Annotated in this window: 11 protein-coding genes; all 11 read right to left on the bottom strand. The window is 71.5% G+C overall.

The genetic code is table 11. The features are described 5' to 3' along the window. The 11 genes from JOE68_RS17380 to JOE68_RS17330 all read right to left on the bottom strand — a co-directional run bounded on the left by JOE68_RS17380 (position 1) and on the right by JOE68_RS17330 (position 13,447). Complete coding sequence (locus tag JOE68_RS17380) at positions 1–1,566, bottom strand: NADH-quinone oxidoreductase subunit M (RefSeq protein WP_204843382.1); 1,566 nt, start codon at positions 1,564–1,566, stop codon at positions 1–3. Beyond that, a complete protein-coding gene (gene nuoL / locus JOE68_RS17375) occupies positions 1,563–3,494 on the bottom strand; it encodes an NADH-quinone oxidoreductase subunit L (protein ID WP_346038606.1) in 1,932 nt (643 codons plus the stop codon). The genes JOE68_RS17380 and nuoL overlap by 4 nt, the downstream gene beginning before the upstream one ends. A gap of 9 nt (positions 3,495–3,503) precedes the next feature. Next, positions 3,504–3,803, bottom strand: a complete 300-nt coding sequence (gene nuoK, locus JOE68_RS17370) for an NADH-quinone oxidoreductase subunit NuoK (protein ID WP_015105349.1) — start codon at positions 3,801–3,803, stop codon at positions 3,504–3,506. Continuing rightward, positions 3,800–4,627 carry an NADH-quinone oxidoreductase subunit J gene (locus JOE68_RS17365; protein WP_204846149.1) on the bottom strand — a complete coding sequence of 276 codons (828 nt, stop codon included), beginning with the start codon at positions 4,625–4,627 and terminating at the stop codon, positions 3,800–3,802. The genes nuoK and JOE68_RS17365 overlap by 4 nt, the downstream gene beginning before the upstream one ends. A 17-nt stretch (positions 4,628–4,644) precedes the next feature. Continuing rightward, positions 4,645–5,211: an NADH-quinone oxidoreductase subunit NuoI gene (nuoI, locus tag JOE68_RS17360; RefSeq protein WP_204843381.1), complete on the bottom strand. Its 567-nt coding sequence runs from the start codon at positions 5,209–5,211 to the stop codon at positions 4,645–4,647. Continuing rightward, positions 5,198–6,556 (bottom strand): NADH-quinone oxidoreductase subunit NuoH, encoded by a 1,359-nt coding sequence (nuoH, locus tag JOE68_RS17355; RefSeq protein WP_204843380.1) that lies wholly within the window; start codon positions 6,554–6,556, stop codon positions 5,198–5,200. Before nuoH ends, nuoI begins: the two co-directional genes overlap by 14 nt. Then, the gene (locus JOE68_RS17350) at positions 6,553–9,054 is read right to left on the bottom strand and encodes an NADH-quinone oxidoreductase subunit G (RefSeq protein ID WP_204843379.1); all 2,502 of its coding nucleotides are present in this window, start codon (positions 9,052–9,054) and stop codon (positions 6,553–6,555) included. Before JOE68_RS17350 ends, nuoH begins: the two co-directional genes overlap by 4 nt. Next, a complete protein-coding gene (nuoF, locus tag JOE68_RS17345) occupies positions 9,051–10,346 on the bottom strand; it encodes an NADH-quinone oxidoreductase subunit NuoF (RefSeq protein WP_204843378.1) in 1,296 nt (431 codons plus the stop codon). The genes JOE68_RS17350 and nuoF overlap by 4 nt, the downstream gene beginning before the upstream one ends. Positions 10,347–10,359: 13 nt before the next feature. Beyond that, complete coding sequence (gene nuoE, locus JOE68_RS17340) at positions 10,360–11,157, bottom strand: NADH-quinone oxidoreductase subunit NuoE (protein WP_204843377.1); 798 nt, start codon at positions 11,155–11,157, stop codon at positions 10,360–10,362. Continuing rightward, a complete protein-coding gene (locus JOE68_RS17335) occupies positions 11,154–12,527 on the bottom strand; it encodes an NADH-quinone oxidoreductase subunit D (RefSeq protein WP_307819721.1) in 1,374 nt (457 codons plus the stop codon). The genes nuoE and JOE68_RS17335 overlap by 4 nt, the downstream gene beginning before the upstream one ends. Before the next feature lie 131 nt (positions 12,528–12,658). Further along, entirely contained in the window at positions 12,659–13,447 is a 789-nt protein-coding gene (locus JOE68_RS17330) for an NADH-quinone oxidoreductase subunit C (RefSeq protein WP_204843376.1), read from the bottom strand. Positions 13,448–13,449 lie beyond the last annotated feature (2 nt).

Here is a 13,449-nt window from a genome sequence, read left to right as displayed (position 1 = left end):
TCACTTGCCTTCCTGCGCGACCGGGTCGGCCACCCCGACCTCGCTGAGCGTCGCCCCGACGGACGGGGTGATCACGTCCAACACCGGCTTCGGGTAGAACCCGAGCACCAAGATCAGCGCCACCAGCGGCGCGAGCACCGCCAGCTCCCGCTTGCCCAGGTCGCGCACGGCGGCGCGCTCCGGGTCGACCACCGCGCCGGGTCCGCCGGTCGCCCCGACCAGCGCGGTGCCGCGCACTGGGCCCTGGAACACCCGCTGGTAGAGCCACAGGACGTAGAGCGCGGCCAGCACCATGCCCACCGCGGCCAGCACCGTGAAGACCGGCTGGTTCGGGTAGGAGCCGATCAGCACCAGGAACTCGCTGACGAACGAGTTGGTGCCGGGCAGCGCCAGCGACGACAGGCCGGCCACGAAGAACAGGCCGCCGAGGACCGGCGTCAGCTTCGCCATGCCGCCGTAGTCCTCGATCAGGCGCGAGCCGCCGCGGGCCATCACCATGCCGACGACCAGGAACAGCATCCCGGTGGAGATGCCGTGGTTGACCATGTAGAGCACCGCGCCCGCCCCGGCCTGCGAGCTGAACGCGAAGATGCCCAGCGCGATGAAGCCGAAGTGCGCGATCGAGGTGTAGGCGACGAACCGCTTCATGTCCGACTGGCCGACGGCCAGCAGCGAGCCGTACAGGATGCCCACCACGGCCAGCACCAGCACCAGCGGCGCGAGCTCCTGGCTGGCCAGCGGGAACAGCGGCAGGCAGTAGCGCAGGAAGCCGAACGTGCCGATCTTGTCCAGGATGCCGACCAGCAGCACGCCCGCGCCGACCGGGGCCTCCGCGCCCGCGTCGGGCAGCCACGTGTGCAGCGGCACCAGCGGCGCCTTGATCGCGAACGCGACGAAGAACCCGAGGAACAGCCAGATCTGCGTGGACAGCGGCAGGTCGCGGGTGACGGTGACCAGGGTCGCCCAGTCGAACGTGCCGGAGCCCAGCCGGTCCTGCGCCGCCACGTACACGCCGATCACCGAGGCGAGCATGATCAGGCCGCCGAGCAGCGAGTAGAGGAAGAACTTCATCGCCGCGTACTGCCGGTTCGGGCCGCCGAAGCGGCCGATCAGGAAGTACATCGGGACGAGCACGGCCTCGAAGAACACGTAGAACAGGAACACGTCGGTGGCCGCGAACACGCCGACCATGCCGGTCTCCATGGCCAGCAGCAGGGCGAAGAACCCGCCCGCGCTGCGGCCCTCGGGCAGCCGGTCCGACCACGAGCCGCCGATGACGACCGGCACCAGGAACGCGATCAGCGCGATCATCACCAGCGCGATGCCGTCCACGCCGAACGACAGGTGCACGCCGAACGCCGGGATCCAGTCGGCCGAGCTGGTCAGCTGCAGCCGCTCGGTCGACGACGGGTCGTAGCCGACCCACGCCAGCGCGGCGATCACCAGCTCGACCAGCGACACGGCCAGCGCGACGGTCTTCGCGACCCGGTCGTTGCGCCGCAGGAAGGCCACCACCACGCTGCCCGCCAGGGGCAGCAGGAGCAGCGCGATCAGCGTCCAGCTCACGAGAACCTCACCATCAGCAGCGCGCCCAGGACGAAGATCGCACCCAGGAGCATGGAGAGCGCGTACGAGCGCACGAACCCGGTCTGCAGCCTGCGCAGCCGGCCCGAGCTACCGCCCAGCAGCGCGGCCGACCCGTTGACCAGGCCGTCCACGCCCTTGTTGTCCACGAACACCAGCGCGCGGGTGAGCCAGGTGCCCGGCCGCGCGAACAGCGCCTCGTTGAGCGCGTTGCCGTACAGGTCGGCGCGCGCGGCGCGGACCGGGAACGACACCCGCTCCGGCCGGGTGACCGGCTGCGGCCGGCGGCCGAACAGCAGGAACGCCACCAGCACGCCCAGCGCGGACAGGCCGAGCACCAGGAAGTTCACCACGCCGTGCGAGAGCACCCCGTGCTGCTCCTGCAGCTCGCCCAGCGACGGGGTGAGCCAGCCCGCGAGGTTGTGGTCGGCCTGGAAGAAGAAGCCCGCGCCGATCGAGCCGAACGCCAGCACGATCATCGGCGCCGTCATGGACAGCGGCGACTCGTGCGGGTGGTAGTCGCGGCCGTCCTCGCTCTTGAGGTCCGCCCAGCGGGGCTTGCCCAGGAACACCAGGATCAGCAGGCGGGTCATGTAGAACGCGGTGATGCCCGCGCCCAGCGCCGCCGCGCCGCCGAAGACCCAGCCCCGCCAGCCCGGCTCGCTGAACGCCGCCGCGATGATGGCGTCCTTGGAGAAGTAGCCGGACAGGAACGGGAAGCCGATCAGCGCGAGGTAGCCCAGGGCCCAGGTGGCGAAGGTGATCGGCATCTTCTTCGCCAGCCCGCCCATCCGGCGGATGTTGCCCTCGTCGTTCATGCCGTGCATGACCGAGCCGGCGCCGAGGAACAGCCCGGCCTTGAAGAAGCCGTGCGTGAGCAGGTGCATGATGCCCAGCGCGTAGCCGACCGGGCCGAGGCCGACGGCGAGGATCATGTAGCCGATCTGGCTGACCGTGGAGTACGCCAGGACCTTCTTGAAGTCGTCGTAGGCGCAGCCGATGACGCAGCCGATGACCAGGGTGACCGCGCCGATGACCATGACGACCAGCCGGCCGTCCGCGGAGGCGTTGTAGATCGGGTTGGACCGGGCGATGAGGTAGACGCCGGCGGTGACCATGGTCGCCGCGTGGATCAGGGCGGAGACCGGGGTCGGGCCCGCCATCGCGTCCGGGAGCCACGCCTGCAGCGGGAACTGGCCGGACTTGCCGCACGCGCCGAGCAGGAGCAGCAGCGACACCGCGGTGACCTCGGCCGCGGACAGCTCGCCGACCCGCGCGAACACCTCGGTGTACTGGGTGGTGCCCAGCTCCTTGAACAGGATGAAGATCGCGATCGCGAGGCCCAGGTCGCCGACCCGGTTCATCAGGAACGCCTTCTTCGCGGCGCTGGCCGCCTCCGGCTTGTGCTGGTACCAGCCGATCAGCAGGTAGGAGGCGAGGCCGACGCCCTCCCAGCCGAAGTACAGGGTCACGAAGCCGTTGCCCAGCACCAGCAGCAGCATCGCCGCGACGAAGAGGTTCAGGTAGGCGAAGAACTTCCGCCGCCCGCCCTCGTGCGCCAGGTAGCCGATCGAGTAGATGTGGATCAGCGCGCCGACCCCGGTGATCAGCAGCACGAAGGTCAGCGACAGCGGGTCGATGCGCAGGCCGAACTCGACGTCGAGCGCGTTGACCGGCACCCAGTCGAACAGGTGCAGCTCGCTGGTGCGCCCGCCCTCCTGCCCGAGGGTGTCGAAGAACAGCGCCGCGCCGTAGACGAACGCCGCGATGACGGTGGCGCAGCCCAGCAGGTGGCCCCACTTGTCGGTGCGCTTGCCACCGAGCAGCAGCACCAGCGCGCCGAACGCGGGCAGGGCTAGCAACAACCAGGCGAGACTGCCGATCCCGCTGGCGGCAACAGGTTCCGTCACCGGTGTCCCCTAATACTTCAGCAGGTTGGAGTCGTCGACCGAGGCCGAGCGACGCGTCTTGAAGATCGCCATGATGATCGTCAGCCCGACCACGACCTCGGCGGCGGCCACGACCATCACGAAGAACGCCATCACCTGGCCGTCGAGCGCGCCGTTGATCCGGGCGAACGTGACGAGGCTGAGGTTCACCGCGTTGAGCATCAGCTCGACGCACATGAACACGACGATGGCGTTGCGCCGCACCAGCACGCCCACCGCGCCGAGGCTGAACAGCAGGGCGGACAGCAGCAGGTAGTAGGTCGGGGTCACGACTGCTCTCCCTTGAGGGCGTGCGCGTCGGCCTGGTGACCGGTGCCGGAGACCTCGGCGACGTCGTCGTCCAGGCGCTCCTTCGCGGTCGTCTCGATCAGGTCCGAGAGGGACTCGGCGGCGACCGAGCCGTCCGGCAGCAGCGCCGGCGTGGCCACGGAGTTGGCCGTGGCGAACACGCCGGGGCCGGGCAGGGAGCCGACGCGGTCGCCGCGGAAGCGCTCCTCGACCAGCTCACGCTGGGTCTTCTTCGCGTCCTTGCCCGCCCGCGAGGTGAACGCGAGCACCATCGCGCCGACCGCCGCCGTGATCAGCAGGGCGGAGGTCAGCTCGAACGGGAACAGGTAGTCGGTGAACAGCATCTCGCCGATGTTGGCGACGTTGCCGCCGCCCTGGGTGTTCTCCTGGACCAGGCCGGCGGGCTGCACGTCGGTCAGCGCCCGCGCCAGCGAGCCCACCACCAGGCCGGCGAAGCCGATGCCGAGCACGACGGCGGCCAGCCGCTGCCCGCGCAGCACCTCGACCACCGAGTCCGAGCTGTCCCGGCCGACCAGCATCAGCACGAACAGGAACAGCATCATGATCGCGCCGGTGTAGACGATGATCTGCACGAAGCCGAGGAACGGCGCCTGCTGGACCATGTAGAGCACACCGAGGCTGAGCATGGTCAGCACCAGCCACAGCGCCGAGTGCACGGCGTTGCGGGCGAACAGCATCCCCAGCGCGCCGGCCAGCGCCAGCGGGCCGAGGACCCAGAAGGCCGCGGCCTCGCCGGTGGTCACGGTGTCCACCGCCTGCTGCACCGGCTCCGGCGGCTGCGCCAGGAACGTCAGGAACGCGCTCACCTGCGGGCCTCCTCGGGTCCCGTCTCGACGACCGCGCCCTCGGGCACGCCGGCGCGGCGGGCCAGCTGCGGACCGTTCACGTAGTAGTCCTGCTCGTCCTCGCCCAGCCGCATCGGGTGCGGCGGCTGCTCCATGCCGGGCAGCAGCGGCGCGAGCAGGTCCTCCTTGGTGAAGATCAGCTTCTGCCGGTCGTCGTCGGCCAGCTCGTACTCGTTGGTCATGGTCAGCGACCGGGTCGGGCACGCCTCGATGCACAGGCCGCAGCCGATGCAGCGCAGGTAGTTGATCTGGTAGTCCGCGCCGTAGCGCTCACCGGGCGAGTAGCGCTCGGCCTCGGTGTTGTCACCGCCCTCGACGAAGATCGCGTCCGCCGGGCAGGCCCACGCGCACAGCTCGCAGCCGACGCACTTCTCCAGCCCGTCCGGGTGCCGGTTGAGCTGGTGCCGGCCGTGGAACCGCGGCGCGGTGACCTTCTTGACCTCGGGGTACTCCTCGGTGACGACCTTCTTGAACATCGTCCCGAAGGTCACGCCGAACCCCTTGACGGGATCAAGCATCCCCATCGCCGGCCTCCTTCGCTGAAGCGGTAACCGCTGCGGGCTCCGCGGTGCGGCCGGCGTCGCCGCCGGCCCTCGGCAGTTCGGCCACCGGCACCTGCCGGCGCGGCGGCGACTTGGGCACTTCCAGGTCCAGCGGCGGCACGGGGAACCCGCCGCCGGTCACCGGCACGGCGTTCGGGTCGTGCTGCTCGCGCTTGTCCGGCAGCAGGAAGGCGATCAGCAGGATCACCGCGAGCACCACGCCGAAGACGGTCAGCATCATGGTCGTGCTGGTGTTGCCCGCCTGCTTCTCCTGGTTGAGGTACCGGGTGAAGGCCACCGCGACGAACCAGAACAGCGCGATCGGGACCAGGAACTTCCAGCCCAGCCGCATGAACTGGTCGTAGCGCAGGCGGGGCAGCGTGCCGCGCAGCCAGATGAACAGGAACAGGAACCCGAGGGTCTTGACCACGAACCAGAGCAGGCCCCACCAGCCGCTGTTGAGGAAGTGGTCCGGGCCGACCAGCGGGAACTGCCAGCCGCCCAGGAACAGCGTGGTGGCCAGCGCCGACACGGTCACCATGTTCACGTACTCGGCGAGGAAGAACAGCGCGAACTTCAGCGAGCTGTACTCGGTGTGGAAGCCGCCGACCAGCTCCGACTCGGCCTCGGGGAGGTCGAACGGCGCGCGGTTGGTCTCGCCGACCATGGAGATCAGGTAGATGACGAAGCTGACCGGCAGCAGGATCGCGTTCCACGCGGGCAGCGCGCCCCAGGCGATGGTGCCGCTCTGCGTGCCGACGATGTCCGCGGTGGACAGCGAGTGCGAGCTCATCACGACCGCGACGATGGACAGGCCCATCGCGATCTCGTAGGAGATCACCTGCGCGGCCGAGCGCAGCGCGCCCAGCAGCGGGTACGGCGAGCCGGAGGCCCAGCCGGACAGCACGATGCCGTAGACGCCCAGCGACGAGCAGGCCAGCACCACCAGCACGCCCACCGGCAGGTCGACCAGCTGCAGCGCGGTCTGCTCGCCGAAGATGCTGACCTGGCCGCCCAGCGGGATCACCGAGAAGGCGACGAACGCCGGGATGCAGGAGATCACCGGGGCCAGGAAGTACACCCACTTGTCCGCCAGGACCGGGCGGATGTCCTCCTTGAACGCGAGCTTCAGGCCGTCGGCCAGCGACTGCAGCCAGCCGCCGGGCCCGACCCGGTTGGGACCGGGCCGCTGCTGCATCCGGGCGACGACCTTGCGCTCCCAGTTGATCATGAACAGGGTCATGACGACGAGGAACGCGAAGATCCCGACGACCTTGACGACGACCAGCCAGAGCGGGTCGTCGGCGAGGAGTTGTGCCGTGCTCATGCCTTGCCTCCGGGCGGGGTGGTGTCCGTCGCGGCGGGGGCGGCGGAGACCGCCACCACGCTGCCGTGGCCGGCTGCCAGGGTGCGCCGCACGGTGGCCGGGCCCGAGTTGCCGGGCAGCCACACGACGCCGTCGGGCAGGTCGGCCTCCTCGACCGGCAGCGACACCGCGCCGCGGTCGGTGGCCACGGTGACCTCGGCGCCGAACTCGACGCCCAGGCGCCGCGCGGTGGCCTCGGACAGCTTCGCGGCCACCGGGCGCGCCGTGCCCGCGAGGTTCGGCTCGTCGTCCTGCAGCGAGCCCCCGTCCAGCAGCCGGCGCCAGGTCGCGAGGACGGCCTGGCCGGCCTTGGGCTGGGGCAGCAGCGGCGCGGCGACCGTCGGGGCGCCGCGCCCGGTCGGGGCGGCGGCGCGGCCGAGGCGTTCGAGGTCCGCGGCGGCCGAGGCCGGGGTCTGGGTGAACAGGTCGGCGTCCATCTCGACGGCCAGCGTGTCCAGCACCCGCCCGTCGGGCAGCGCGCCGGTGCCCTCCAGCGTGGTGTCGAACGGGCGGCGGCGGCCCTCCCAGTTGAGGTAGCTGCCCGACTTCTCCACGGCCGGCGCGACCGGCAGCACCACGTCGGCGTGCGCGGTGACCGCGCTGTGCCGCAGCTCCAGGCTCACCACGAAGCCGACCGAGGCCAGCGCGCGCTCGGCCAGCGCCGGGTCCGGCAGGTCGAACGGGTCGACGCCGCCGACCACCAGCGCGTCCAGCCCGCCGCCCGCCGCGGCGGTGAGGATGCCGGTGGTGTCGCGACCCGGCCCGGTGGGCAGCGCGCCCGCCGCCAGGCCCCACGCCTGCTCGACGTGCGCGCGGGCGCCGTCGTCGGCGACCGGCCGGCCGCCGGGCAGCAGCGTCGGCAGCAGGCCCGCCTCCAGCGCGCCGCGCTCACCGGCCCGGCGCGGGATCCAGGCGACCTTCGCGCCGGTCCGCCCGGCCAGCGCCGCGACCGCCGAGAACAGGCCCGGCACCTCGGCGGCGCGTTCGCCGACCAGGATCACCGAACCCGGCCTGCCCAGCTCCTCCACCACGTCGGCGGCGTGCTCGGGCAGCGCGTTCAGGGCGGCGGGCTCGCCGCCGGGCACGCAGGCCAGCAGCGTGCCGAAGGTCTTCTCCACGGCGGGCGTGGTGAACTGGCCCAGGTGGAACACCTTGGTCCGGCGCGCGCGGGCGGCCTTGCGCAGCCGCAGGAAGACGATCGGCGACTCCTCCTCCGGCTCGAACGCCACCAGCAGCGCGGCCGGCGCGCCCTCGACGTCCCGGTAGGTCACGCCGCCGTTGTCCGGCGCGGAGCCGACCACCGCGGCGGAGAGGAACTCCAGCTCCTCCGCCGAGTGCGGCCGGGCGCGGAAGTCCACGTCGTTGGTGCGCAGTGCGATCCGGGCGAACTTCGAGTACGCGTAGGCGTCCTCGACGGTGAGCCGACCGCCCGCGAGCACCGCGGCGCCCCGGCCGTCCCGCGCCCGCGCCAGGCCCGTCGCCGCGACCCGCAGCGCCTCGGTCCAGGACGACTCGCGCAGCTCGCCCGAGTCGGCGTCCCGCACCAGGGGCCGCGTGATCCGGTCCTCGGCGGTGGCGTAGCGGAACGCGAAGCGGCCCTTGTCGCAGGTCCACTCCTCGTTCACGGCCGGGTCGTCGCCGGCGAGGCGGCGCTGCACCTTGCCGCGCCGCCAGTCCGTGCGGGTGGCGCAGCCCGAGGCGCAGTGCTCGCACACGCCCGGCGTCGACACCAGGTCGAACGGCCGGGCGCGGAACCGGTAGGCGGCGGAGGTCAGCGCGCCCACCGGGCAGATCTGGATGGTGTTGCCGGAGAAGTAGGACTGGAACGGCTTCTCCTGCGCCACGCCGATCTGCTGCTGCGCGCCGCGCTCCAGCAGCTCGATGAACGGGTCGCCCGCGATCTGCGCCGAGAACCGCGTGCAGCGCTGGCACAGCACGCACCGCTCGCGGTCGAGCAGCACCTGCGTGCTGATCGGGATCGGCTTCGGGAACGTCCGCTTGCGCTCGTGGAACCGGGAGTCCGCGCGGCCGTGCTTGAGCGCCTGGTTCTGCAGCGGGCACTCGCCGCCCTTGTCGCAGACCGGGCAGTCCAGCGGGTGGTTGATGAGCAGCAGCTCCATCACGCCCTGCTGCGCCTTGTCCGCCACCGGCGAGCTCAGCTGGGTCTTCACCACCATGCCGTCGGCGACCGTCATGGTGCAGGAAGCCTGCGGCTTCGGCATCGGCCGGCCGCCCATCTCCACTTCCACCAGGCACTGCCGGCACGCGCCCGCCGGGTCCAGCAGCGGGTGGTCGCAGAACCTCGGCACGACGATGCCCAGGCGCTCGGCCGTGCGGATCAGCAGCTCGCCCTTGGGCGCGACGACCTCCAGGCCGTCGATGACGAGCTTGACGTGCCCCTCGGGCACGGCCACGGCGCTCGATCCCGTCGGGGTGCTCTTGTCGGGCGCGATCGTCATGCGCTTGCTCCTGCCAGGGCCGCCTGCTCGTGCTTGGCGGAGTTCGTCGCGCACAGCGCGAGGAATTCGTCCTTGAAGTACTTGATGCCGCTGGTGATGGGGCTGACCGCGCCGTCGCCGAGCGCGCAGAACGAGCGGCCCAGGATGTTGTCGCAGACGTCCAGCAGCGTGTCGATGTCCTCGGGCGTGCCCTCGTGGCGGTTCATCCGCTGGAGGATCTGGACCAGCCAGTAGGTGCCCTCGCGGCACGGCGTGCACTTGCCGCACGACTCGTGCTTGTAGAACTCGGTCCACTTCATGACCGCCCAGGGCACGGACACCGTCTCGTTGAAGATCTGCAGCGCGGTGGTGCCCAGCATGGACCCGGCCTCCGCCGCGCCCTCGAAGTCCAGCGGGACGTCGAGGTGCTCGGCGGTGAACAGCGGGGTGGACGAGCCGCCCGGCGTCCAGAACTTCAGCGGGATGCCGTCCTTCATGCCGCCCGCCATGTCCAGCAGGGTGCGCAGCGTCGTGCCCATCGGCGCCTCGTACTGGCCGGGCCGCTCGACGTGGCCGGACAGCGAGTAGATCTTCGGGCCCGGCGACCGCTCGCGACCCATGGTGCGGAACCAGTCCGCGCCGCCGTTGACGATGTAGGGCACCGAGGCGATGGTCTCGACGTTGTTCACCACGGTGGGCGAGGCGTAGAGGCCGGCGGTCGCGGGGAACGGCGGCTTGAGCCGGGGCTGGCCGCGCTTGCCCTCCAGCGAGTCCAGCAGCGCCGTCTCCTCGCCGCAGATGTACGCGCCGGCGCCGGCGTGCACGACCACGTCCAGGTCGAAGCCGGAGCCGAGGATGTCCTTGCCCAGGTAGCCCGCCGCGTAAGCCTCCTGCACGGCGGCGTTGAGCCGCCGGATGCAGTGCAGCACCTCGCCGCGCACGTAGATCGCGGCGAAGTTCGCCCGGATCGCGTACGAGGTGATGATGATGCCCTCGATCAGCGAGTGCGGGTCGGCCATCATCAGCGGGATGTCCTTGCAGGTGCCCGGCTCGCCCTCGTCGGCGTTGATGACGAGGTAGTGCGGCTTGCCGTCGCCCTGCGGGATGAAGCCCCACTTCAGGCCGGTCGGGAAGCCCGCGCCGCCCCGGCCGCGCAGGCCGGAGTCCTTGCACTGCTGGATCAGCTGGTCCGGGTGGGCGGTCAGCGCCTTGCGCAGCGCCGTGTACCCCTCCAGCTGCTCGTAGGTCTTCAGCGTCCACGAGCGCGGCGACAGCCAGCGCTTGGTGAGGACGGGAGTCAGGTCGTCGACCACGGTCGGCCTCCCCCTACTTCTTGTCCGGCAGGGCAGGGAACTCTGCGTCGTCCGGCATCGCCGGCGCGGTCCAGCCGCGGTCCGCCGCGAGCGCGGCGCCGCGCACCGTCTCCGGCGCCGCCGACGGGCCGTCCAGGTCCGCCTCGCGGCCCTCGAAGAAACCCGCGAGCTGGAGCTCGGCCTGCCGGAAGTCGGTCAGCGGCGCGCCGCGCGTCGGGTGCGGCTTCTGCCCGGCCTGCAACGACTTCACCAGCTCCAGCGCCTTCTCCGGGGTCTGGTTGTCGTAGAACTCGTAGTTCACCTGGAGCACCGGCCCCAGGTCGCAGGCGGCCAGGCACTCGGCGTGCTCCAGCGTGATCGAGCCCGGCGCGCCCGGCTCGCCCGAGGTCTCCTCGTGGCCGAGCGGGCGGCCGTCGGAGCCCAGGTGCTCGCGCAGCCGCGCGTAGATGGCGTCACCGCCGAGCGCGGCGCACAGCGTGTTGGTGCAGACGCTGACCAGGTGCTCGCCGCACGGGCGGCGCTTGTACATGGTGTAGAAGGTCGCGACCGCGCTGACCTCGGCGTGCGACAGGTCGAGCTGACCGGCGCAGAACGCGATGCCGGCCTGGCTGACGCACCCCTCCACCGACTGCACCAGGTGCAGCATCGGCAGCAGCGCGGACCGGGCCTGCGGGTAGCGGGCGATGATCGCCCGCGCCCGCTCCGCCGTCTCCGGGCCGAACACGTCGGGCGCCGGCGTCTCCTGCACCAGCCGCTCGGTCGACACCGGGTCGAGCGGCGACGCGGCGAGGACGTTCTCGGGAGTGCTCATCGGTCACAACCACCCATCACCGGGTCGATAGAGGCCACCGACGCGATCACGTCGGCGACCATGCCGCCTTCGCACATCGCGGGCATCGACTGGAGGTTCACGAAGCTGGGTTCGCGCACGTGCACGCGCATCGGCCGGGTGCCGCCGTCGGACACCACGTGGTAGCCCAGCTCGCCGCGCGGCGACTCGATCGGCACGTACACCTGGCCGGGCGGCACCCGGAAGCCCTCGGTCACCAGCTTGAAGTGGTGGATCAGGGACTCCATGGACTGGCCCATGATCTTGCGGACGTGCTCCAGCGAGTTGCCCATGCCGTCCGCGCCGATGGTCAGCTGCGCGGGCCAGGCGATCTTGGCGTCCTCCACCATGACCGGACCGGGCTCCAGCCGGTCCACCGCCTGCCGGATGATCTTGAGCGACTCGTGGATCTCGGCGACCCGCAGCCGGTAGCGGGCGAACGAGTCGGCCTCGTTCGAGGTCGGCACCTCGAACTGGTAGTTCTCGTAGCCCGAGTACGGCTCGACCTTGCGCAGGTCCCACGGCAGGCCCGCGGAGCGCAGGATCGGGCCGGTGACGCCCAGCGCGAGGCACGCGTCCACCGGCAGGTAGCCGACGCCCTGCAGGCGGTTGCGCCAGATCGGCTGACCGGTGAGCAGCTTGTCGTAGTCCGGCAGGCGCGAGTCCATCACCTTGATGAACTCGCGGATGCGCTGCGGCGCGTCGGCCGGGAGGTCCTGCGCCAGGCCGCCGGGGCGGATGTAGGCGTGGTTCATCCGCAGGCCGGTCAGGAACTCCAGCAGGTGCAGGACTTCCTCGCGCTCGCGGAAGCCGGCCGTCATGCCGGTCAGCGCGCCCAGCTCCATGCCGCCGGTGGCCAGCGCCACGAGGTGCGAGCTGATCCGGTTCAGCTCCATCAGCAGCACGCGGACGGTCTGCGCGCGCTCCGGCGCGGTGACGCCGAGCAGCTTCTCCACGGCGAGGCAGTAGGCGGCCTCGTTGTGCAGCGGCGCCAGGTAGTCCATGCGCGTCACGAAGGTGACGCCCTGCGTCCAGTTGCGGTACTCGACGTTCTTCTCGATACCGGTGTGCAGGTAGCCGATGACGCTGCGGGCCTGGGTGACGGTCTCGCCCTCCAGCTCCAGCACCAGGCGCAGCACGCCGTGCGTCGACGGGTGCTGCGGCCCCAGGTTCATGACGATGCGCTCGTCGCCCGCCGCGTCGGCCAGCACCTCGTCCCAGTCGCCGCCGGTCACCGTGTAGACGGTGCCCTCGGTGGTCTGCCGGGAGGAGGCGTACGGGTCCGCCTGGTGGTTGGCGCCGTACGAGTCGCTGTCGCGGCCGGCGTCGTCGGTGCCGGTGCCGGTGGTCACGTCGGACAGCCGGTCCCCGGACCGCGCGCTCGATCCCGCGAGCGGTTCCCCGGTTCGCGCGCTCGATCCCGCGAGCGGATCTTCGGACTGCATGTTCGACCCCGCAAGCGGATCTTCGGTTCGCTGTTCGCTCATGAGTAGGACCGCCTCTGGTCTGGCGGGGGGATCTCCGCGCCCTTGTACTCCACCGGGATGCCGCCGAGCGGGTAGTCCTTGCGCTGCGGGTGGCCGTCCCAGTCGTCCGGCATGAGGATGCGGGTCAGGCCGGGGTGCCCGTCGTAGACGATCCCGAACATGTCCCAGGTCTCGCGCTCCTGCCAGTCCGCGGTCGGGTACACCGCGACCACGCTGGGGATGTGGGGGTCCTCCACGTCGACCGCGACCTCCAGCCGGATGCGCCGGCGGTAGGTCATCGACGTGAGGTGGTAGACGGAGTGCAGCCGCTGCGGCGCGCCCACGCCGTAGTCCACGCCGGACACCGAGCTGCACAGCTCGAAGCGCAGCGCCGGGTCGTCGCGCAGGATCCGCGCCACCTCGACCAGGTGCTCCCGGCGCAGGTAGAACGTGATCTCGCCGCGGTCGACGGTGATCTGCTGGACGGTGTCGGCGGGCAGGCCCCGCTCGTGCGCCGCGGCCAGCAGCTCGTCGGCGACCTCGTCGAACCAGCCGCCGTAGGGCCGCTCGCTGGGCGCGGCGACGTGGGCGGGCAGCCGCAGGCCGCCGAAGCCGGAGGTGTCGCCGGAGCCGCTGGCGCCGAACATGCCCTGCCGCGACCTGCCCGCGACGACGCCGCCGCGCGCCAGGTGCTCCTCGTGCTGGGCCTCGCTCATGCTCGCCGAGCTGAGCGCCTCGGACTTGCCGTTGGAGTCGGGGTTGCCCGCGCCGGGAGCCCGCTCGGCCTCGTGCTTGTCGTCAGCCATGC

The organism is Saccharothrix algeriensis, assembly GCF_016907655.1.
Lineage (GTDB): Bacteria > Actinomycetota > Actinomycetes > Mycobacteriales > Pseudonocardiaceae > Actinosynnema > Actinosynnema algeriense.
Note: the sequence above shows the minus strand (reverse complement) of the source record. Positions and strands in the feature narration are given on the sequence as shown.